Source organism: Streptomyces sp. NPDC001902 (assembly GCF_042891295.1).
Classification (GTDB): domain Bacteria; phylum Actinomycetota; class Actinomycetes; order Streptomycetales; family Streptomycetaceae; genus Actinacidiphila.
In genome coordinates this window covers 13217-34858 of the sequence record NZ_JBIATA010000021.1, presented here as the reverse complement: position 1 = coordinate 34858, position 21642 = coordinate 13217, and the positions used below count along the sequence as shown (strand labels likewise).

The 21642-nt window shown below is 73.9% G+C and carries 18 protein-coding genes; 8 read left to right on the top strand and 10 right to left on the bottom strand.

The genetic code is table 11. From position 1 onward, the window contains the following. The first annotated feature begins 216 nt into the window (after positions 1-216). Complete coding sequence (locus ACFYYN_RS29130; RefSeq protein WP_500548124.1) at positions 217-1968, top strand: ricin-type beta-trefoil lectin domain protein; 1752 nt, start codon at positions 217-219, stop codon at positions 1966-1968. Here ACFYYN_RS29130 and ACFYYN_RS29125 read toward each other — a convergent pair. Then, positions 1956-4718, bottom strand: a complete 2763-nt coding sequence (locus ACFYYN_RS29125) for an NACHT domain-containing protein (RefSeq protein ID WP_500548123.1) — start codon at positions 4716-4718, stop codon at positions 1956-1958. The genes ACFYYN_RS29130 and ACFYYN_RS29125 overlap by 13 nt on opposite strands. 348 nt (positions 4719-5066) lie before the next feature. On the opposite strand from ACFYYN_RS29125, the gene ACFYYN_RS29120 reads away from it, so the two are divergent. After that, complete coding sequence (locus tag ACFYYN_RS29120; RefSeq protein ID WP_500548122.1) at positions 5067-5780, top strand: M23 family metallopeptidase; 714 nt, start codon at positions 5067-5069, stop codon at positions 5778-5780. Here the strand turns inward: ACFYYN_RS29120 and ACFYYN_RS29115 are convergent. Further along, positions 5762-6346, bottom strand: coding sequence for a TetR/AcrR family transcriptional regulator (locus ACFYYN_RS29115; RefSeq protein ID WP_500330184.1), 585 nt, complete (start codon positions 6344-6346; stop codon positions 5762-5764). The genes ACFYYN_RS29120 and ACFYYN_RS29115 overlap by 19 nt on opposite strands. A 124-nt stretch (positions 6347-6470) precedes the next feature. On the opposite strand from ACFYYN_RS29115, the gene ACFYYN_RS29110 reads away from it, so the two are divergent. Further along, a complete protein-coding gene (locus ACFYYN_RS29110) occupies positions 6471-8015 on the top strand; it encodes an MDR family MFS transporter (RefSeq protein WP_500548121.1) in 1545 nt (514 codons plus the stop codon). Positions 8016-8147: 132 nt separating this feature from the next. On the opposite strand, the gene ACFYYN_RS29105 is transcribed toward ACFYYN_RS29110, so the two are convergent. The 5 genes from ACFYYN_RS29105 to ACFYYN_RS29085 all read right to left on the bottom strand — a co-directional run bounded on the left by ACFYYN_RS29105 (position 8148) and on the right by ACFYYN_RS29085 (position 12395). Further along, positions 8148-9509, bottom strand: coding sequence for a sensor histidine kinase (locus ACFYYN_RS29105; protein WP_500330181.1), 1362 nt, complete (start codon positions 9507-9509; stop codon positions 8148-8150). Next, positions 9430-10113 (bottom strand): two-component system response regulator CseB, encoded by a 684-nt coding sequence (cseB, locus tag ACFYYN_RS29100; RefSeq protein ID WP_500548120.1) that lies wholly within the window; start codon positions 10111-10113, stop codon positions 9430-9432. The genes ACFYYN_RS29105 and cseB overlap by 80 nt, the downstream gene beginning before the upstream one ends. Next, positions 10106-10810 (bottom strand): hypothetical protein, encoded by a 705-nt coding sequence (locus ACFYYN_RS29095; RefSeq protein ID WP_500548119.1) that lies wholly within the window; start codon positions 10808-10810, stop codon positions 10106-10108. Before ACFYYN_RS29095 ends, cseB begins: the two co-directional genes overlap by 8 nt. Then, complete coding sequence (locus tag ACFYYN_RS29090; RefSeq protein WP_499513235.1) at positions 10795-11364, bottom strand: SigE family RNA polymerase sigma factor; 570 nt, start codon at positions 11362-11364, stop codon at positions 10795-10797. The genes ACFYYN_RS29095 and ACFYYN_RS29090 overlap by 16 nt, the downstream gene beginning before the upstream one ends. A 143-nt stretch (positions 11365-11507) precedes the next feature. Then, on the bottom strand, positions 11508-12395 hold the full coding sequence (locus ACFYYN_RS29085) for an HhH-GPD family protein (protein ID WP_500548118.1): 888 nt from the start codon (positions 12393-12395) through the stop codon (positions 11508-11510). Between the two features lie 183 nt (positions 12396-12578). On the opposite strand from ACFYYN_RS29085, the gene ACFYYN_RS29080 reads away from it, so the two are divergent. Next, positions 12579-13406 carry a hypothetical protein gene (locus tag ACFYYN_RS29080; RefSeq protein WP_500548117.1) on the top strand — a complete coding sequence of 276 codons (828 nt, stop codon included), beginning with the start codon at positions 12579-12581 and terminating at the stop codon, positions 13404-13406. Positions 13407-13499: 93 nt separating this feature from the next. Here ACFYYN_RS29080 and disA read toward each other — a convergent pair whose 3' ends face one another. Continuing rightward, positions 13500-14630: a DNA integrity scanning diadenylate cyclase DisA gene (gene disA, locus ACFYYN_RS29075; RefSeq protein ID WP_500330173.1), complete on the bottom strand. Its 1131-nt coding sequence runs from the start codon at positions 14628-14630 to the stop codon at positions 13500-13502. 66 nt (positions 14631-14696) lie between these two features. Further along, the gene (gene radA / locus ACFYYN_RS29070) at positions 14697-16085 is read right to left on the bottom strand and encodes a DNA repair protein RadA (RefSeq protein ID WP_500330171.1); all 1389 of its coding nucleotides are present in this window, start codon (positions 16083-16085) and stop codon (positions 14697-14699) included. Between the two features lie 214 nt (positions 16086-16299). Here radA and ACFYYN_RS29065 point away from each other — a divergent pair, with 214 nt between their 5' ends. Continuing rightward, positions 16300-17979 carry a BACON domain-containing protein gene (locus ACFYYN_RS29065; RefSeq protein WP_500548116.1) on the top strand — a complete coding sequence of 560 codons (1680 nt, stop codon included), beginning with the start codon at positions 16300-16302 and terminating at the stop codon, positions 17977-17979. Here ACFYYN_RS29065 and ACFYYN_RS29060 read toward each other — a convergent pair. Next, entirely contained in the window at positions 17976-18815 is an 840-nt protein-coding gene (locus ACFYYN_RS29060; RefSeq protein ID WP_500330168.1) for a DUF3109 family protein, read from the bottom strand. The genes ACFYYN_RS29065 and ACFYYN_RS29060 overlap by 4 nt on opposite strands. 101 nt (positions 18816-18916) lie before the next feature. On the opposite strand from ACFYYN_RS29060, the gene ACFYYN_RS29055 reads away from it, so the two are divergent. The 3 genes from ACFYYN_RS29055 (at position 18917) to ACFYYN_RS29045 (ending at position 21452) form a co-directional block, all read left to right on the top strand. Then, the gene (locus tag ACFYYN_RS29055; protein ID WP_500548115.1) at positions 18917-19855 is read left to right on the top strand and encodes a Ppx/GppA family phosphatase; all 939 of its coding nucleotides are present in this window, start codon (positions 18917-18919) and stop codon (positions 19853-19855) included. Between the two features lie 161 nt (positions 19856-20016). Continuing rightward, complete coding sequence (locus ACFYYN_RS29050; RefSeq protein WP_500330252.1) at positions 20017-20820, top strand: sugar phosphate isomerase/epimerase family protein; 804 nt, start codon at positions 20017-20019, stop codon at positions 20818-20820. Next, positions 20820-21452: a TetR/AcrR family transcriptional regulator gene (locus ACFYYN_RS29045; protein ID WP_500548114.1), complete on the top strand. Its 633-nt coding sequence runs from the start codon at positions 20820-20822 to the stop codon at positions 21450-21452. The genes ACFYYN_RS29050 and ACFYYN_RS29045 overlap by 1 nt, the downstream gene beginning before the upstream one ends. Positions 21453-21642 lie beyond the last annotated feature (190 nt).

Here is a 21642-nt window from a genome sequence, read left to right as displayed (position 1 = left end):
GAGCGATGTTCAGCACGGACTCCTCCTTCTCCGTGCTCCGGCCGGTGTCGTGCCGTCATTCCGGCAGGCATTCGAAAAGATCAGCCGAGAGTGAGGAGAGGCCACCTTGCCCCTTCACCGGCGCCCCGGCCTCACCTCCCCCCACGTAGCTGCGTCCCGCGCCGGCGCATTGGTTCGTACTTTTCCCGGCGGGGCGAACGCGGAAGGAAACTCTCGTTGAAGGAATCCCCGCATCCGAATTCCGCGCACCCCGGCCGGCTGTTCGGCGTACCGGACGAGGCGTTGTCCGGAGAGATCGGAAAGTCCCTGGGAAAGGAAGGCGCGCACCAGCCGTTCGAGGAGTTGCTGGCCCGCCATTGGCGGCCGGTCTCCGAGTACGCGGAGTTGTGCACGGTCTCCGGACACGCCGCCGGCATCCTCGCGGCGGCCGCGTTCACCCGGGTCTTCGTCGACACCCTGCGGCTGACCGGGCCCTCGGCGGCCTGGCGCCCCGAACTCCTGATCACCGTCCACAAGATCGCCGAGGAGTGGGCCGTCGACCGCCGGCGCGCCTGGCTCCACCGGCGGTTGCGGCCCCGCCCCGACCAGACCGACACCCGCCTGGCGGTACCGGAGAACCGCCGGCTGGCGAACCGGGCCTTCATGCGGCTGCCCGAGCCCGCCCGCTGCCTGCTCTGGCACGCCGAGGTCGACGCCGAGCCGCTCGACGTGCCGGCCGGGCTGCTGGGCATCGACCCGGAGCGGGCGGCGGCCCAGCTGGAGCTCGCCCGTACCCGCTTCCGCGAGGCATGCGTCCAGGCGCACCGGGACCTCGCGCCGTACGAGGCCTGCCTGCAGTTCAGCCGTCTGCTGGACATCTCCATCCACCGCGGGGGCGCCGGTCTCGTCCCCGACCTGCAGCGGCACATAGCCCGGTGCGACCACTGCCGGTACGCGGCCGAGCAACTCGACCACTCCGGGGACCGGCTGGGCGTGCTGATCGCCGAGGCGGTGCTGGTCTGGGAGGCGCGGGGCTACTTCGACTCCCGCCCCACCCGCCGGGCGGCCCGTGACAACGATGCCGGGGAGGGCTCCGGCGGTTCTCCCGGGCGGCGCCACGGCGGCCGCAGGCGCCGCGCCGCAAGCGGCGGCCGCCGGGGGCTCGCCGCGACCCTGCTGGGCATCGGAGGCTGCGCGCTGGTGACCGCCCTGGTGGTCGGCCTCGCCACCACCGGCGGCGGTAGCGACGACCGTGCCTCCGGTACGGCGCCCACCGCGGCCACGGCGTCCCCCACCGCCTCGGCCTCGGTCACCACCTCGGACACCGCGCCGGGCACGGTCACCGCCGACCCCGTCCCCACCGACGGGCTCCGCGGCCGGCTCCGGAACAACGGCGACGACCTGTGCATCGACCTGTCCGGCCGCCGCACCGTGATCGGCACCGGGGCGGCCACCGCGCGCTGCGACTCCGGTGCCACGCAGTTCTGGTCGTACGAGCCGGACGGGCTCATGCGGAGCGTCGCCCAGCCCGCGTACTGCCTCAACTCCCACCGCGGCCCCGCGCTGGAACTGGGTCTGTGCACGGCGTCCTTCGTCACCGGCGCCGAGGACGTGCGCTACGACCTCACCCTGACCGGGGACCTCATCCCCCGCTGGAACCAGCAGCTCGCGGTCGCCCCCGAGGGCCGCGAGCCGGGTGCGCAGGTCGTCCTGCGGCCCCGCGACGGCCGGCCCGTCCAGCGCTGGACCTTCGACACCTCCGTCGCCCCGCCCCGCTTCCAGTCGGTGGCGTACACCACCGGCTCGCAGTTGCTCGCCGGCTCGACCCGGGTGGCCGCGCTGCCCTCGGCGCCGCCGAGCCCGACGCCCACGGCCACCGGTTCCCCGACCCCCGGCGGGGAGTCCTGCGAGGGGGACTGCGACGGCGGCGGCCGGGGCCACGGCGGCTGGGACGGCTGGGGGGAAGGGGGCGGCGGCTACCGTCCCTGACCCGGTACCGGGACGACGGTCACGTGCGCGGGCAGCCGGTCGGCCCCGGCGAGACGGTCGGCCGGCAGCGGGATGCGCACGGTCAGCGGCCCGGGGTGGGCCGCCAGCGGTGACAGGTCGAACCGGCCGTCGGCCGGGGCGGCCAGCTCCAGCTCCCGCAGCGCGGGCAGCCCGCCGATCGACCCCCAGTCGGCGGGCGTGCCCGGACCGAGCAGCGCGAGCCTGCGCAGGCCCCGCTGGCCCGCCAGGAAGCGCAGGTCGGGCAGCGCGCAGTCCTTCAGCCTGACCTCGGTGAGGGCGAGCCCGGCCACGTACCCGGTCAGCTCGTCCACGGGCAGTTCGCCCCGCAGGTCGAGGCGGGTGGGCCGCAGAGCGAGCCTGCGCAGTTCGCGCAGCTGGTCGGCGGAGCGGACGGTGAAGTCCAGGCCGTCCGGGTCGAGGCGGGCGACGACCTCCTGCGCGTACACGGCGCAGTCGAAGCGGTGCCAGGACCACATCAGCTGGGCGCGGACGCGCACGGACGGGTGCGCGGCGAAGCGGCCCAGATAGCCGGCGGCCCGGTCCGAGGGCAGGTGGCAGGCCGTGACCACGACGTGGAGCGCGTCCTCGTCGCAGAGTCCGTCGGGGCCGGGGAGCAGGTCCAGGACAAGCGGTCCGGCCTCCGCCAGGGCGCGGGCCTCGGCCGCGTCGGCGGGCGGGACGAGCGCGGCGGCGCGCCGTTCCACGGCCCCGCGCACGGCCGGGTCGAGGGCGGTGGCGTGCTCCAGGCAGGCGGCGGCGAGCAGATGGAGCCGTGCCCGGGTGCGCCGGTCCGCGGCGAGGTCACCGCGGTCGAGGAGGTCCTGGAGGATCGCGACGCGCTCGCTCGGACGGGCGAGCGCCACGGCCATGCGCAGGACGTCCTCCCACCGGTCGTCGGCGGCGTGGGCGGCGAGCAGCCCGAAGTCGCCCTCCTCGACGGCGGCGCGGGCGCCCAGGTAGTCCTGGAAGGTGCGGTGCACGAAGTCGACCGTGCCGGGTGCGGGACGGCGCAGCACGCCGCCCCGGTCGAGGAGGTGGGTGAGGACGGCGGCGGCGTCGCCGAGGGCGGCGGCCTCGGGGACGGCGGGCAGCGCCCGCGCGACGACGGCCTCGGCCCGGTCGAAGTCCATCTCGGTGCGGCCGTTGCGGACCAGCCAGTGCGCCAGCCGCTGCAGCAGCTCGATCTGCGCCTCCTCGCGCAGCGGCACGACGGCCGCCTCCCGTTCGCGGTCCCGGCGGACCAGCAGCATCGACAGGGCGGCGGCGTACAGGTCCTTCCTGGCCCGCGGGAGGTAGCCGCGACGGTCGTGGTGCAGGGCGCAGATCAGGCCGCACATCAGGGGGTTGCCGGCGAGCCGGCCGAGGTCCGGCTCGGCCCGCACGGCGCGCAGCAGGCCGTCGGCGTACCCGGCCGCCTCCGGCCCCGCGGCGGCGTGCCAGCGGCGGACGAAGGCGGTGACGTCGGCGGGGCCCATGGGGGTCAGGGCCAGCTCGGTGAAGCCCTCCCCGGCCAGCCAGTCCTCCCGTACGGCGGAGGGGCGGGAGGTGACCAGCCAGCGGTTGCCGGGATGGGCGTCGAGCAGGTCGCGGAGCCAGGCCCGGGCGCGGCGGCGTTCGGCGTCCGGGATCTCGTCGATGCCGTCGACCAGCAGCAGCCCGCGGCCCTCGGTCAGGACCCGGGTCTCCCAGCCGGCGGGCTGGGTACCGGCGAGCGGGCAGCCGGAGGCGGCGAGGAAGCCGGGGGGCGCGGGCAGGCGTTCGCCGTGACGGGTGAGGGTGCGCAGCGGGAGGACGAACGGGATCCGGTCCTCCAGGTACGCCATGCCCTCGTCCGGGTCCTGGCGCGCGCAGGCGATCGCCAGCCACTGCACGAGCGTGGTCTTCCCCGACCCGGCCTCGCCGCGCAGCAGGACCCGCTCGTGGGCGGCGAGCGCGCGGTCGGCGGCGCGGGGGCCCCCGGGCCCCTCCGTCCCACCGTACGGAGGCGCACCGTGCGGAGGTTCATCGTGCGGGGGCCCGGCCGACGGTGCCGCCTCCAGGCTGAGGTAGGCGGTGGCCAGCGGCCAGCGGTCCGGGGTGTCCGCCAGATCGAGGCCGTGGATCGTGAGCCTCCCGTGCTTCTTCGCGACGTACGCCAGGTAGCGCCGCTCGAAGGCCGCGTCCTCGCCGCCCGGCAGCGGGGTGCGGGCGATGAGCTCGTCGACGCGGGCGGTCAGGTCGCCCAGCGTCCGGCTCTGCTCGACCAGGGTGGCGGCGACGAAGGTCGAGCGCTGGGTGAAGAAGTGCAGGATGTGCAGGCAGGCCGTGTCGAGCAGCCGTGCGTGGAAGTGCGCCCCGTCGGCGCTGAGCTCCCGCTCCGGGGACCCGGCCGCACGGCGCAGGGCGCGGGCGAACGCGGTGTGCCCGAGGCCCACGGCCTGCAGGTCGGTGAGGTCGAGGTCGCCCAGGGCCCGCAGGGAGGTCGCGAGGGCGTCCGCGACGGCGGTCTCCTCGTCGGCGCCGACGGGGCGTTCCCCGGTGCGCAGGGCCTGGCGCACCAGCTTGGCGGCCAGGGCGCGCAGGTCCGCGTCGGTGAGGGTGCGCTTCTCGCCCCTGAAGGAGACGCGGGAGGAGATGCGGACCGGCCGGTCCACCAGGCCCGCGCCGGGTCCCTCGGTCACGAAGAGCCTCTTGACCAACGGTCCCACGACGGCCGACGCCAGCCGTACGCCCACGGCAGAAGGATCCACGTTCCCGCCCCCCGTCGTGCGGTTCGCGCGGTTTTCCCATTCCGCGCTCCGCATGTTCCCGGATTTCCCGTTCCGTGTGACCCGGGCCACGGGACCTAGGTCCCGAAAGGCAATTCCCTTTGGTCCCGAGGCCGGTGACGTGACCCACGTGACCTGGGCCACGTACGAATCACCTTAGGGGACTTGGCCCCCTGCCGCAGGCGGGGCAGCGGGCCTCGCGAGGTGACGGCTACGAAAGACGGTAGTAAACATAGGGGCTTGTCCGGCGCCGGAATGTCGGGTTACCAAGGGATCGCGGCGAACGCACCGCAATGTTCTTGTCCGGCTATTTCCGCGAGGTAATTCCGAATGCGCATGCCCAAGATCTCGAGCTCCCTCCTCCGTGGCCGTCGTACCGTCGTCACCGCCGGCGTCTGCGCCTCGCTGGCACTCGGTGCGGCAGGGACGGCCATGGCGGAGACGCAGAGCGGGAGCCTGCTGGGCCTCGGCGCGGCCGGGAAGCTGGCGGACGTCACCCGGGCGCAGGCAGACGTGCAGCAGCGTGCCGCCCAGGCCGTGAAGGCCGACCGCCATGCGCGCGCCGAGCTGCACCGCAAGCACCAGAACCACGTGGCGCAGGCCCAGAAGGGCGCCCCGCAGGCGCAGGCCCGCAGCAACAGCGGCTGGTCGGTCCCGGTCAAGAAGTACGCGCTGTCCGCCGGTTACATGCAGAACGGCGCCCGCTGGGCGCACAAGCACTCCGGCCAGGACTTCGCCGTGCCGATCGGCACCAACGTCCACGCCGTGAGCGCCGGCACCGTGGTCGAGGCGGGCTGGGGCGGCGCCTACGGCAACAACATCGTGATCCGCCACGCCAACGGCATGTACTCGCAGTACGGCCACCTGTCGAAGATGCAGGTGCGCATCGGCCAGCACGTCGGCCAGGGCCAGCAGATCGCGCTGTCCGGCAACACCGGCAACAGCACCGGACCCCACCTGCACTTCGAGATCCGCAAGACCCCGTACTACGGCTCGTCCGTCAACCCGCTGCCCTACCTGCGGGCTCACGGCGTGTCGGTCTGACCCCGGTAGGTCTGGGCGATCAGCTCCTGGGCGACCTCGAGGACGGCGGCACGCTTGTCCTCGGGGTCGCCCTCGAGGTTCTGCATGGCGAACATCCCCGCGTGCATCGCGAAGACCGCGGTGATCGAGCGCACCTGGTCGGTCAGCGGCGCGTCCGGGTCCTTGAGCAGGGAGTGGACGGCGAGCAGCTTGGTCTTGAAGGTCTCGCCGATGCTCAGGTCGCGGACGGTGGCCTGGTTCTCCTGGATGAAGCGGAACAGTGGTCCGGCGCTCCACAGCGCGTCCGCGTAGCGGCGCAGCACCTCGCACTTGGTCTCCAGGGTGCGCGGCTGCTCCGTGGCCCAGGCGATCAGCTCGTCGACCGGTGAGGCGAGGTCCTCGACGATGCTGTTGAGGATGTCTTCCTTGGTCCTGAAGTGGTAGTACAACGCCGCTTTGGTCACGTCCAGGTGCTCGGCGATCTCGCGCAGGGACGTCTTCTCGTATCCCTGCTCGGCGAAGAGTTGCAGCGCGACGTCCTGGATGCGGCGTCGCGTATCACCTCTGCGTGCGTGGGGCGTTGCCATGGGCGAACTTTAACTTACTTGACGCCCGGCTAGTAAGCCGCATACTGTCAGGGTGCCCCAGGCAACTAGCCGGGCGGCAGGTAAGCAACCGAAGACAAGCAAGAAACAAGTAGGGGAGCTTGTGATGGCGGACACCGCCGACACCCCGCAGCGCAGCGTGCGCGTGGTGTTGTTCGGGCTCATGATCGCGATGTTGCTCGCGATGCTGGACAACATGATCATCGGCACCGCGATGCCCACCATCGTGGGCGAGCTGGGCGGCCTGGAGCACCTGTCGTGGGTGGTCACCGCGTACACGCTGGCCACCGCCGCATCGACGCCCGTCTGGGGCAAGCTCGGCGACCTGTACGGCCGCAAGGGCATCTTCATGTCGTCGATCGTGATCTTCCTGATTGGATCGGCGCTGTCCGGCATGGCGCAGGACATGGGCCAGCTGATCGCCTTCCGCGCCGTGCAGGGCCTGGGCGCCGGCGGTCTGATCGTCGGTGTGATGGCGATCATCGGTGACCTCATCCCGCCGCGGGAGCGCGGCAAGTACCAGGGCATGATGGCCGGCGTCATGGCGGTCGCCATGATCGGCGGACCGCTCGTCGGTGGCTACATCACCGACAACTGGGGCTGGCGCTGGAGCTTCTACATCAACCTCCCGCTGGGCGTGGTCGCCCTGTTCATGATCTCGGCGGTGCTGCACCTGCCGAAGAAGCAGATCAAGACCAGCATCGACTACCTCGGCACGGTGCTGCTCACCATCGGCATCACCTCGCTGGTCCTGCTCACCACCTGGGGCGGCAACCAGTACGCGTGGGGCTCGCCGCAGATCCTGGGCCTGCTGGTGCTCGGCCTGGCCGCGCTGGCCGCCTTCCTCTTCGTGGAGAACCGCGTCGCCGAGCCGGTCATCCCGCTGCACATCTTCCACAGCCGCAACTTCTCGCTGATCTCGGTGATCGGCTTCCTGGTCGGCTTCGTGATGTTCGGCGCGATGACCTTCCTGCCGCTGTACCAGCAGACCGTCCAGGGCGCTTCAGCGACCAACTCCGGGCTCCTGCTGCTGCCGCTGCTGCTGGCGATGATGGTCGTCTCGCTGATCGCCGGCCGGATCACCACCCAGACCGGCAAGTACAAGATCTTCCCGATCGTCGGCGGCGGCCTGATGACCGTCGGCCTCTACCTGCTGTCCACGATGGACACCGGCACCACCCGCTTCGTCTCCGGCGTGTGGATGGCCGTGCTCGGCGCGGGCATGGGCTTCCTGATGCAGATCACGATGCTGATAGCGCAGAACAGCGTCGAGATGAAGGACATGGGCGTCGGCTCCTCGTCCTCCACCCTCTTCCGGACGATCGGCGGCTCCTTCGGCGTCGCCCTCTTCGGAGCGATCTTCACGCACCAGGTGCAGAACACCATGACGGACCGCCTCGGCGGCGCCGCCGCGGGCGCCGCGTCCGGCTCCGCCCAGCTCGACCCGGCGGGCCTGGCCAAGCTGCCCCCGGCCGTCAAGGACGCTTACCTGCACGCCGTCGCCGGCGGCACGCACCACGTCTTCCTGTGGGGCGCCGCGGTCAGCGTCATCGGCTTCCTGCTGGCCTTCTTCGTCAAGGAGATCCCGCTGCGCTCGGCACCGACCACGCCCAGCACCGAGGAAGCGGTCGCCGCGGTCGAGGTCGTCTGAGCCTGCGGCCCACCCCGCCCCACCCGCTGCCGATGCTCGCACGGGGGTCGTCGTCCGACCCGCGTGCGAGCATCGTCCGTTCGGCGGGGAACCTGCGGCCCGCGGCGTGGGACGGCCGCGTCGGACCCGCCGTCACTCGCGGGGCAGCAGCAAGCGGGCGACCGCGCCGCCGCCCTCCTCCTCGGGCACGTTGCGGAAGGTGAGACGGGCGCCGAGGACGCGGGTCTGACCGGTGGCGATGGTCAGCCCCAGACCGTGGCCGCTGCCGGCCCGGTCGCTGCTGCCCGTGCGGAAGCGGCTCGGGCCGTCGCGGAGCAGGTCGCGGGGGAAGCCCGGGCCGTGGTCGCGGACCTCCACGTACGGGCCGTCGACGGTGACCTCGACGGGCGGCCGGCCGTGCCGCCCGGCGTTCGCCAGCAGGTTGCCCAGGACGCGCTCCAGCCGGCGCGGGTCGGTGCGGACGACGGCGTCGTCGCGGACGGTCACGGTCGCCTCGGGAGCCGCGGCCGCGACCCTGCGCCGTACGAAGTCGCCGAGCGCCACGTCCTGGAGGTCGGCCTGCTCGGCGGCGCCGTCCAGCCGGGCGACCTCCAGGACGTCCTCGACGAGCGTGCGCAGCGCCTGCGAGCGGTCCCTGACCAGCTCGGAGGGGCGGCCCGGCGGCAGCAGCTCGGCCGCGGTGACCAGCCCCGTCACCGGGGTGCGCAGCTCGTGGGCGATGTCCGCGGTGACCCGGCGCTCCGCCTCCAGCCGGCCGGCCAGGACGTCCGCCATGGCGTCCACGGCGCGCGCCAGCTCGTCCGTCTCGTCCCGGACCCGGCCGCCGATCGCGTCGCGCACCCTTACGTTCGTCTCCCCGTCGGCCACCCGGCCGGCCGCCTCGGCCGCCTTGCGCAGCCGCCGGGACAACTGCCCGCCGATGAGCACGCCCAGCGCCGTGCCGCCCACGACGACCGCCGACGAGCCGATGACCAGCGCCTGGTCCAGGTCCTCCAGGACCGAGAAGCGGTCGGTGAACGCCGAATTGAGGGACAGGACCTTGCCGTCCGCCAGCGGGGTCTCCGCCCACACCACGGGCGCGCCGCCGGTGTCGGAGACGTAGGTGGCCCGCTTGCCCTCCCGGGCCAGCCGCTTCAGCGGCGCGGGCAGGTCCGGGTCGTCCAGCCGGGCGTCGAAGGTGAGCCGGCCGGTGGACTCGTAGATCCGCTGGGCGAACTGCACCCGCTCGTTCTGCACGTCACGGGAGTTGTCGATCATGCTGGCCCGGGCCGCGTTGTGCACCACCAGGCTCAGCACCAGCGCGACCAGCGCCGACACCACGGCGATCGCCACGCAGACCTTCCAGCGCAGCCCGATCTTCGGCAGCGGACGGGCCCTCCTCGCGACGGGGCCCCCGGGACGCGCGGTCACCGCGTCAGCCCCTGAGCTTGTAGCCGAAGCCGCGCACCGTCTCGATGCGCTCCTGCCCGATCTTCGCCCGCAGCCGCTGCACATGGACGTCCACCACCCGGGTGTCGCCGCCCCACTCGTAGTCCCAGACCCGCTCCAGCAGCCGGTCCCGGGACAGCACCGTCCCCGGCGCCGCCGAGAACTCCAGCAGCAGCCGCATCTCCGTGGGCGTCAGCGCCAGGCGGTCGCCGGCGCGCCGCACCTCCATCCCCTCCGGGTCCACCTCCAGGTCCCCGAAGGTCAGCGCCCCGGCCCCGGCCGGGGGCTCGTCCGCCGCGGCCACCCGGAAGCGCCGCAGCACCGCCCGCATGCGGGCGGTCAGCACGGCCCCGTCGAAGGGCTTGGTGACGTAGTCGTCGGCACCCGCCTCCAGGCCCAGCACGACGTCGATCGAGTCGGCCCGCGCCGAGAGCATGATCACCGGCACCGTCGACTCGTCCCGGATGCGCCGGCACAGGCTCACCCCGTCCAGGCCCGGCACCATCACGTCCAGCAGCGCCAGGTCAGGCTGCCGGGCCCGGAACGCCTCCAGCCCGGCCAGGCCGTCCGGCACGGCGGTCACGTCGAAGCCGTCGCGCTCCAGCGCCAGGGTCGTCGCCTCGCGGATGACGTCGTCGTCCTCGACGAACAGGACGTGCGTGTCAGCCATGCGGACCGCTCCCGGTGCCGTCGTCCGTCTCGTAGTCGCGGTGGGAGAACGAGACCTCCTCGAAGCGGGAGCCGTTCCACCGGTACGTGGTCACGTCCTCGCCCGAGGGGTTGGAGACCGCGTCCTGCGGCTCGTACACCTGGTGGGTCACCTTCAGGGTGCCGTCGCCGATCTCGGCGAAGACGGGGGGCTGCTCGTCGGCGAAGACGTTGACGTACGCGCCGTCCACCCGGCGGTAGACGTAGCTCCCGATGCCCACGCTGTCCGCGCAGGTCGAGACGTTGACCACCAGGTCCGTGCCGTCCCCGCCGGTCAGCCGGCCCGAGCGGCGGTCCACCGGGTACGGCTGCTCCGCGGCCTTCGGGCGGGTCCCCGCACCCGTGGACGGCGCGGCGCAGGCCACCAGGCTGTCCCGGATGTCCCGGGCCACCTTCGGGTCGTGCTTCACCAGGCGCACCACGTCCGCTGCGGCCTTGGCGTCCACCGCCCGCGGGTCCGCCGACCGGCCGCCGTCCAGCGTGCGGGCGTCCGGGACCGGCGCCGACACCGAGGGGGACGGCAGGGCGGGGGAGGCGACCGCGGCGGTGCCCTCCTCGCGCACGCCGCCGGCGTCGCGGCAGCTGGTCACGGCGACGAGCGCCCCGCACACCGCGACAGCGGCGGCAGCGGTGCCCACCGGGACTACGCTGCGGCGCACACGCCCTCCGTCCTGCCCGTGGCGGGCTCCACGGGCCTTCCGTATCCGTTGCTCTGCCGCTCGAGCTCGGCGCGCAGCCGCGCCAGCGCCCGGTGCAGCGTGCTCTTCACGGTACCCACCGACATGCCCAGCGCGTGCGCCGTCTCCTCCGTGCTGAGCTGCCGGTAGTGGCGCAGCAGCACCACCTGGCGCTGCTTGGGGGCCAGCATGCCGAGCGCGTCCAGCAGCATCGCCCGGTCGGCCCGCTGGTCGGCGCCGTCGTCCACGGAACCCTCCGGCAGCTCGGGCGTCGGCACCTCCTCCAGCCGGCGGGCGCGCCACCACTCGGTACGGGTGTTGATCATCACCCGGCGCATGTACGCGTCGGCCAGGTTCTTGTCGGCGATGTCGCCCCAGCGCGGGTAGGTGCGGGCCAGCGCCGTCTGCACCAGGTCCTGGGCGTCGATCGGGTCGGGGACGAGCCGGCGCGCGCTGCGCAGCAGGGCCTCCTGCCGGTTCCGCACGTACTCCTCGAAGTCCATGACCTGGGCTGTCCCCTGGGCGTTCGCCGCCATGGCGTCCCTCCGTCCGGCGCGCTTGATTACGACCAGGTCGACGCTACGGAGCGGATGTACGGCTTTCGCGACCACCGCCGCACAGCGGACCCACAGCCACCCATCGGTTGTGTAACGACAGGGCCGTCCGGAGTGTGCGGCGCTCAGCCGGGCAGCCGGTACAGGCCGTCCTCGAGGGGTTCCACCAGGCCGTCGGCGACCAGGCCGTCCAGGGCCCGGGCGCGCTGGACGGGCTCGTGCCACACGGCGTCCAGCTCGGCCTGCGGCACCGGCTCCGTGGCCTCGCGCAGCACGGCCAGCAGCCTGCCCCGGACCTGGCGGTCGGTGCCGGCGTACGTCTGGCCGCGGCGGGGCGGTCCCTCGTGCGCGGGGGAGCCGGCCAGCCGCCAGGCGCACTGCCCGGCGATCGGGCAGCGCACGCACTCGGGGCCGCGGGCGGTGCAGATCAGGGCGCCCAGTTCCATCGTGGCCGCGGCCCAGCGGGCGGCGGTGGCCTCGTCGGCGGGGAGCATCCGGTGGGCGATCCGGCGCTCGGCGGCGGTCGTCGCGTTCGGCGGGTACTCCACACCGGTCACGGCGCGCGCGAAGACCCGGCGCACATTGGTGTCCAGCACCGCGTGCCGCTGCCCGTACGCGAAGGAGGCCACCGCGGCGGCCGTGTACTCGCCGACCCCCGGGAGGGCCAGCAACTCGGCATGCTCCGTGGGCACTTCACCGCCGTGCAGCTGGGCGATCGCGGTCGCCGCGGCATGCAGCCGCAGCGCCCGGCGCGGATAGCCGAGCCGGCCCCAGGCGCGGACCGCCTCCCCGGAGGGCTCCGCCGCGAGGGCGCCCGGCGTGGGCCAGCGCTCCAGCCACGTCCCGTACACCGGCAGGACCCGGCTGACCGGGGTCTGCTGCAGCATGAACTCGCTGACCATGACGCCCCAGGCGCCCGCTTCGGGACGCCGCCACGGAAGGTCCCGGGCGTTGTCGTCGAACCAGTCGATCACGGGGGAGTGCAGTTGCTGGTGGTCGCGGTCGTCGTTCATAGCGCCTCCGATCCTACGTCCCCGGGGCCGCCGCGGCGGGCAGCGCGAACGGGTGGGGGAGCTCCCCGGAACGGAGGGGAGATCTGCTGATCAATCACACAAGTTGCCAGCGTGCCGCGCGTGCCTTGGTCCGATTCAAGGGAAACCGCATAAGGTTTGCGCGTGGGCTCAATGCGCAATCCCGTGGGACCTCTCCCGTCCTCCATCTACTGGCGGCGACGGGCGGTTGTGCTGCTCCTGGTCGGGCTGCTCACCGTCCTCGTCGTATGGGCCGTCAACTCCCGTGACGGCGGGGGGAACAGCGCCAACGGGCCGGACGGCCGTTCACCCGCGCCGTCCATCACCCCCGGCCCGTCCGCGAGCGGTCCGCTCAACAGCTCCCGCCCGGGCGGCTCGGTCGGCGGTGGTTCCGGCGGCGACGACGGCGGTGACGCCACGGACGGCGGCGCCGGCGACTCCGGTGCCACGGGCGGCAGTTCGCAGGGCGCCGACTCCGGCGGCGACGACGGCGGTGACGCCACGGACGCCGGTGCCGCGGGCGCCGCGGACGCGGGTGGTTCCGGCGGCGGTGGCAGCGGCAGCGGCGGTGCGCAGTTGCCCGCGGGCTCCTCGCTGCCCAACTGCGGGCCGGGCGTCTCGCTGAGCGTGCGCAGCACCGACAACGCCTACGAACCCGGTGAGCGGCCCCGGTTCACGCTGACCGCGACCAACCCCTCCGCCACCGCCTGCAAGCTGGACTTCGGCCCGGACTCGGCGGTCTTCTCCATCAGCGACGTCAACGACCACCACGTGTGGGCCAGCGACGACTGCCCCAAGAGCCGTGCCCCGTACCTGCTGCAGGTCCCGGCGGGCGGCTCGACCTCGTACGACGTCGAGTGGGACCGCCGGACGAGCTCCCCGCGGTGCGCCACGCCCAAGGGCGGGGCGGCCCCGTACGGCACCTACCTGCTCGAGGTGAAGCTCCCGGGCCGCTCCGCGAAGCAGACGTCCTTCGTCCTGAAGAACGTCTAGGACGTCCGGGGCGGCCAGGACGCCCGGACGTCCGGCACGGGGCGGGACCCCCGGGACCTCCGGGACCCCCAGGACCTCCGGTACCCCCAGGCCTCAGACGTAGCGTTCCAGGATGGAGGACTCCGCGAGGCGCGACAGCCCCTCGCGGACGGAGCGGGCCCGGGCCTCGCCGACGCCGTCGACCGTCTGCAGGTCGTCCACGCTCGCGGCGAGCAGCTTCTGCAGCCCGCCGAAGTGCTCGACCAGCCGCTCCACGATCGTGTTCGGCAGCCGGGGCACCTTCGCCAGCAGCCGGTAACCGCGCGGCGAGACCGCGGAGTCCAGTGCCTCGGGGGAGCCGGCATAGCCCAGCGCCCTTGCCACGGTGGGGAGTTCGAGCAGCTCGCCCTGGGGCAGCGAGTCCAGTTCGGTGAGCGCCTCGGGGACCGTGCGGCTGCGCTTGGCGGTCGGCTCCGGCACGTAGTCGCGGACGACCAGCTCGCGCTCGGGCTCGACGCCCGCGATCAGCTCGTCCAGCTGCAGGGAGAGCAGTCGGCCGTCGGTGCCCAGCTCGACGACGTACTCCGCGATCTCCGTGGCGATCCTGCGCACCATCTCCAGGCGCTGCGCGACCGCCGTGACGTCCCGGACGGTGACCAGGTCCTCGATCTCCAGGGCGGAGAGGGTGCCCGCGACCTCGTCCAGGCGCAGCTTGTAGCGCTCCAGGGTGGCCAGCGCCTGGTTGGCGCGGGAGAGGATGGCCGCGGAGTCCTCCAGGACGCGGCGCTGACCGGCCACGTACAGGGCGATCAGCCGCATCGACTGGCTGACGGAGACGACCGGGAAGCCGGTCTGGATGGAGACCCGCTGCGCGGTGCGGTGCCGGGTGCCGGTCTCCTCGGTGGGGATCGACGCGTCCGGCACCAGCTGGACCCCGGCCCGCACGATCTTGGTGATGTCCCGGTCGAGGATGAGGGCGCCGTCGAGCTTGCACAGCTCGCGCAGCCTGGTGGCGCTGAACTCGACGTCCAGCACGAAACCGCCGGTGCACAGTGATTCGACGGTCTTGTCCATGCCCAGCACGATGAGGCCGCCGGTGTTGCCGCGCAGGACCCGCTCGAGGCCGTCCCGAAGGCCCGTGCCGGGGGCCACGGCGCTCAGGGAGGCGCGCATCAGACCCTCACCGCCCGAGCCCTCGCGACTCCAGGCCTTGCCGGGAGCTGACGCCCGGTCGTTGGCTGCCACTGCTCTCCTCCGGTCGTACGGATGCCCGGATGGGCGAGACCAGGGCAAAGTTTACCGTCGGAAGGGTCAGGGACGTGGGGCCCTCTTGGGCAGGACGCGCAAGGCGTCCCCTATGTCCGCCACCTCCGTCACCTTCATCCCCGACGGGATCTTCCCCGGGTCCGGCGGCACGAGGGCGTGGGTGAAGCCCAGCCGGGCCGCCTCGGCGAGCCTGCGCTGCACCCCGGTGACCCTCCTGACCTCGCCCGCCAGGCCCACCTCACCCACCGCGACCAGGTTCTTCGGCAGCGGCGTGTCGATCGCGGCGCTGGCCAGGGCGAGCGCCACCGCCAGGTCGGCGGCCGGCTCCCCGAGCTTCACGCCGCCGACGGTCGCCGTGTAGATGTCCTGCTTGCCGATCGACCGGATCCGGCCGCGCTGCTCCAGCACCGCCAGCATCATCGACACCCGGGAGTTCTCCAGGCCGGAGGTCGTACGGCGCGGGGAGGGGATCTGGGTGTCGACGGTCAGCGCCTGCACCTCGGCGACCAGCGGGCGCTTGCCCTCCAGGGTGACCGTCAGGCACGTGCCGGGGACCGGCTCGTCGCGCCGGGTCAGGAAGAGGCCGGACGGGTCGGCCAGGCCCGTGATGCCCTCGTCGTGCAGCTCGAAGCAGCCGACCTCGTCGGTGGCGCCGTAGCGGTTCTTGATGCCCCGGATCAGCCGCAGGCGGGCGTGGCGGTCGCCCTCGAAGGACAGCACCACGTCCACCAGGTGCTCCAGCAGCCGGGGGCCCGCGATCGCGCCGTCCTTGGTGACGTGGCCGACGAGCAGCGTCGACATGCCGCGCTCCTTCGAGGCGCGGATGAGCGCGCCCGCCACCTCGCGGACCTGGGCCATGCCGCCGGGGGCTCCGTCGATCTCGGGGGAGGCGACCGTCTGCACCGAGTCCAGGATCAGCAGCGAGGGCTTGACGTCGTCCAGATGCCCCAGCACCGCCGACAGGTCGGTCTCGGCGGCGAGGTAGAGGTGGTCGGACAGGGCGCCGATGCGGTCGGCCCGCAGCCGTACCTGCGACGCGGACTCCTCGCCGGTCACGTAGAGCGTGCGCGCCTGGGGCCCGGCCGCCTTCGCGGCGACGTCCAGCAGCAGCGTCGACTTGCCGACGCCCGGCTCCCCCGCGAGCAGCACCACGGCCCCGGGCACCAGCCCGCCGCCCAGGACCCGGTCCAGCTCCGGCACGCCCGTGCCGCGCGCGGTGGCCTGGCGGCCGTCCACCTGCCCGATCGGCTTGGCCGGCGTCGTCACCCGGCCGGCCGCGGTCGTGCGCACCGGCGACGCGCCGCCGTACTCCTCGACCGTGCCCCACGCCTGGCACTCACCGCAGCGGCCGAGCCACTTGACGGTCGTCCAGCCGCACTCCGTGCAGCGGTACGACGGACGGTCCTTGGAAGCGGGGCGGGTGCGGGCAGCCATGTGCCGCACGCTATCGGGTGCCACCGACAACGCCGCACCGCCGGGGCGCGGGTCCCTGCCGTCCCGCTCCGGAAAAGGCTCGCGCACGTGGCCGGAGGGTCACCCGACGGGGTGAGCCGCGTGTGCTCTTTCGGGCGGGATCACCACCCATTTGGATTAAAGCCCGCCGTGATGCCTGAGGGCGTACGGGTCGTGGTCCTACCGTCACGGAGTGATGAGCAGCAGGTCTGACACACCCTCCCAGACAACCGGCGCGCACCGCCGACACCGCGCGCCGGTCCAGCGTGGCCGCACCGCGCCGGGGACCCCCGGGTCCCCGGCGCGGCGGCGGCCACGCCCGCAGGGGACCCTGCCCGCGCAGCCCCCGGCGCACTACGAGCCGTACCTGGACGGGCTGTTCACCTACTGCCTCTCCGTGCTGTGCGAGCACGACTCCGCCGCCGCCGCCCTCGGCGACGTGCTGGCCGTGGCCGAGCGCCAGCGCGCCCGGCTGCGCGACCCCGAGCTGCGCAGGCCCTGGCTGTACGCGCTGGCCCGCTGGGCCTGCCTGCGCACCCTGGCCGAGGGGCGGCCGGTATCGGTGCAGGCCTCGGCGGACGTGGCCGCCCGCAGACGCGGCGAACTGGCGGCGCTGGCCTGGCCCGAGGCGGCCGGCACCACCCCCGAGCAGCGCGAGGCGCTGGAGCTCGCCGTCCGCCACCAGCTGGCGCCGCACGAGGTGGCCCTGGTCGTCGGGCGGGAGCCGGACGCGACGCGCGCACTGCTCGCCCAGGCGGCCTGCGAGGTGGAGCGCACCCGGGCGGCGCTCGCCGTGGTCGAGCTCGGCAACTGCGCGGCGGTCGCCCGCCTCGCCGGTGACGCCCGGGTGCTGCTGGGCTCGGCGCTCCGCCGCGAGCTGGTGACCCACGTCGACGTGTGCGCGCACTGCCGGGTCACGGCCGAGCGCGCCGTGGCGACGGGACCCTGGCCGGGCCTGGCCACCACCGCCGCGACGGCCGTGCTGTCGACGGTCGAGGCGCCCCGCTCCGCCGCGTACGCCGCCTTGCTGCACGCCATGCGGGGCGGCGTCGGGCGCGCCCGCCAGGGCACCCCGCGCTTCGACCGGCACGGCTTCCCGATGGACCTGAAGGAGCGGATGGCGCGGCGGGCCCGGATGCGGCACCGCGCGGTGACCTCCACGGTGGTCGCGGCCGTCGTCGCGGCACCGGTGCTGGCGCTGTGGGCGGCGTACCACGGGGCGCCGCTGGCGCCCGAGCACAAGGGGGAAGGTTCCTTCAGCGCCGGCGAGGGCCTCGACGGCGTGCAGTACGAGAAGGCCGGTGTCGCGGGCGCGGCCGACGCGCGCGGGCGTTCCACGCGCGGCGGCCAGGGCCGTCTGTCGGTCTCCGTCGTGTCCGCCGCCCCCTCGGCGTCCGCCACCGCCTCCGCCTCGGCCGGTGCCCGGGGCTCCGCCTCACCGCCGGGCGACGCCACGGACGGCGACGACCGCTCGGCGCCCCGCCCGGGCCGGCTGCTCGTCGAGGCCCGCTCGCGCGGTCACGTCACCGTCGTCACCCTCACCGCCGAGGGCGCGGCGCCGGTCCGCTGGCGGGCGGCCACCTCCGAACCGTGGCTGCGGCTGAGCCGGAGCCACGGCAGGCTGCGGCCCGGGGAGAGCATGACGCTGACGGTCTCCGTGGACCGCTCGCGGGAGCCCGTGGGGCCGTGGACGGCACGGATCTGGTTCGACCCGTCGGGCGCGGTCGTCACGATCGAGGGGAGGGGGAGGCCGTCGCCTTCCCTCGACCCCTCTCCGACCCCGTCCGCCCCCGACCCGTCACCGAGCGACCCGCCGAGCCAGAGCCCCTCGGCCTCCCCGTCCTCCGCCCAGGGCGACGACCAGGGCGACGACTAGGCGTCCTCGTCCCCGTCCGGCCCCTGATCCCCGCCGCGGGAGCCCGGGACCGGGTCGGCGGGGTGCGGCGCCATCGGCAGCAGGGAGGCGAGCCGCTGCTCGCACAGCTCGACGAGCCGGTCGTAGCCCCGCGGCCCCATCAGCTCGGTGAGCTCCGCCCGGTACGAGACGTACACCGGTTCGCCCGCGCCGTGCGCGGACCGCGCGCCCGTGCACCACCAGTGCAGGTCGTGACCGCCGGGGCCCCAGCCGCGCCGGTCGTACTCGCCGATCGAGATCATCAGCACGCGCGTGTCGTCGGGCCGGTCCACCCAGTCGTACGTCCGCCGGATCGGCAGCTGCCAGCACACGTCCGGCTTGGTCTCCAGCGGCTCGCGGCCCTCCTTGAGCGCGAGCGTGTGCAGGGCGCACCCGGCGCCCGCGGGGAAGCCGGGGCGGTTGAGGAAGATGCAGGCGCCCTGGTGCCGCCGGGTCTGCCGGTCGCCGTCCTCGTTGACCTCGGCCCAGCCGTCCTCCTCGCCGACCCCGTGGAACTGCCACAGCTCCGGGGTGAGCCGCTCCACGTGCCCCGCGACGCGCTTCTCGTCGTCGTCGTCCGAGAAGTGCGCGCCGAGGGTGCAGCAGCCGTCGTCGGCCCGGCCCGCCTGGATGCCCTCGCAGCCGCGGCCGAAGACGCAGTTCCACCGTGAGGTGAGCCACGTCAGGTCGCACCGGAAGACCTGTTCCTCGTCGGCCGGATCGGGGAACTCGACCCACGCGCGGGGGAAATCGAGCCCGACCTCGTCCGACACGTCCGGGTGATGCTGCCGCTTCGTCGCCTTTTTCACCTTCGCCACGATGTCAGGGTAAGCATGTGAAGCTCCTCCAGTGGTCACCCGCGCAGGTGCCCATACCCCGCATGTCCCCGGTCAAGGCGCGGCGCAGTAGCGTTCCGGGCATGAGACTCGGTGTCCTCGACGTGGGTTCGAATACCGTCCACCTTCTGGTCATGGACGCGCACCCCGGCGCGCGTCCGCTCCCCGCCTACTCCCACAAGGCGGAGCTGCGGCTGGCGGAGCTGCTGGACGAGGACGGCGCGATCCGCGAGGACGGCGTGCGGCGGCTGGTCGCCCAGGTCGCCGAGGCCCTGGTCGTCGCCGAGGACAAGGGCGTCGAGGACGTCCTGCCCTTCGCCACCAGCGCGGTGCGCGAGGCCGCCAACGGCGAGCAGGTGCTCGCCCGGGTCGCCGCCGAGACCGGGGTCGCCCTGACCGTGCTGTCCGGGGAGGACGAGGCACGGCTCACCTTCCTCGCCGCCCGCCGCTGGTTCGGCTGGTCCGCCGGCCGGCTGCTCATGCTGGACATCGGCGGCGGCTCCCTGGAGGTCGCCTACGGCATGGACGAGGACCCGGACGCCGCGGTCTCCCTGCCGCTCGGCGCCGGCCGGCTCACCAGCGGCTGGCTCCCCGGCGACCCGCCCACCTCCGAGGACGTGCGCGGCCTGCGCAAGCACGTGCGCGCCGAGATCGCCCGCACCGTGGCGGAGTTCAGCCGGCTCGGCGGGCCCGACCACGTGGTGGGCACCTCCAAGACCTTCAAGCAACTGGCCCGGATCGCGGGCGCGGCCCGCTCCGCCGAGGGCCTGTACGTGCAGCGCACGCTGAGCCGCAAGGCGCTGGCGGAGTGGGTGCCGCGGCTGGCCGCCATGACGGAGGGCGCCCGCCGGGCCCTCCCGGGCGTGTCGGAGGGCCGGGCCCGCCAGCTGCTGGCCGGGGCGCTGGTCGCGGACGCGGCGATGGACCTGTTCGGGGTCACCGAGCTGGAGGTCTGCCCGTGGGCGCTGCGCGAGGGCGTCATCCTGCGGCGCCTCGACCTGATGACGAGCGACCGGGGCTGAGCGCGGCGCACGGCGTCCGTCGCCGTGCGGGCGCCGCGCCGCGCCGCCCCGCGTGTCGATCGCGTCACGTCGGCCGGGTGCGATGTGCCGTCGGGCCGACCGGCCGCCGTACGCTGTTCCCCGTGGCAGCCCCTGACCCTGTGGACCCGAACGGACACACCGTGCGCGTACCGGACGCGAAGGTCGCGCTGTCCACGGCCTCGGTCTACCCCGAGTCCACGGCGACGGCCTTCGAGATCGCGGCCCGGCTGGGCTACGACGGCGTCGAGGTGATGGTGTGGACCGACCCGGTCAGCCAGGACATCGAGGCGCTGCGCCGCCTGTCGGACTACCACGGCATCCCCATCCTGGCGGTGCACGCCCCCTGCCTGCTGATCACCCAGCGGGTGTGGTCGACCGACCCCTGGGTGAAGCTGCAGCGGGCCCAGGCGGCGGCGGAGAAGCTGGGCGCCTCGACCGTGGTCGTCCACCCGCCGTTCCGCTGGCAGCGCAGCTACGCGCGGGAGTTCGTCGCCGGCATCTGGCGGATGGCGAACGAGACCGACGTCCGGTTCGCCGTCGAGAACATGTACCCGTGGCGCTACCGCGACCGGGAGATGCTCGCCTACGCCCCCGACTGGGACCCCACCAAGGACGACTACCGGCACTTCACCATCGACCTCTCGCACACCTCCACGGCCAGGACCGGGACGCTGGAGATGCTCGACCGCATGGGCGACCGGCTCGGTCACGTCCACCTGGCCGACGGCAGCGGCTCCGGCAAGGACGAGCACCTGGTGCCCGGACGCGGCAACCAGCCCTGCGCGGAGGTGCTGGAGGGCCTGGCCTCGCGTGGCTTCGACGGCCATGTGGTGATCGAGGTGAACACCCGGCGCGCGATGTCGGCCGCCGAGCGCGAGGCGGACCTCGCCGAGGCGCTGGCCTTCACCCGGCTGCACCTCGCCGCGGCCGCACGGGTGCGCTGATGGCTCCCGAGGACGGGACCGGCAGGCGCGGCCGCGGCCGCCCCGCCGGGAGCCGCTCGGGCACCGCCGAGACCCGCGAGCTGATCCTCGCCGCGGCCCGGCAGGAGTTCTCCGCCCGCGGCTACGACAAGACCTCGATCCGTTCCATCGCCAAGTCCGCGGGCGTGGACCCGGCGCTGGTGCACCACTACTTCGGGGCGAAGGAGCAGGTCTTCGAAGCCTCGATCGAGTTGAGCTTCGAGGCCGCCTTCGGCGTCCCCGACGTCCTGGCGACCGGCCCCGAGGGCGTCGGCGAGCGCCTGGCCCGCTTCTTCGTCGCCATCTGGGAGAACCCGGTCTCCCGGGCCCCCATGCTGGCGATCGTCCGCTCCGCCGTGACCAACGACACCGCCGCGGGCGTGCTGCGCGGCATCGTCCTGCGGCGGCTGCTGGAGCGCGTCGCGTCGGAGCTGAAGGTCCCCGACCCCCGGCTCCGCGCGGAACTCGCGGGCGCCCAGATGATCGGCATCGTGATGATGCGCTACGTCATCAAGCTCGAGCCGCTGGCGTCGGCGGACATGGAGGACGTCATCGACCTCATCGCGCCGACCCTCCAGCGCTACCTGACCGATCCCGGGCCCGTCACGGGGTGAGCCGCCCGCATGGCAGATGGGTCGACAATGGGGGAGAGCGCCCTGTCGTCGGCCCGCTGCGGACCCGTCGTGTCCGGTACCGGATCGCCATCCACACGGTGGACTCGCCGTCCGCAATACGGACACACCGCCGCGTACCACGACCGGGGGCGTACGCTCGAAGGCTCCGAGATGGAAACGTAGGGAGTGG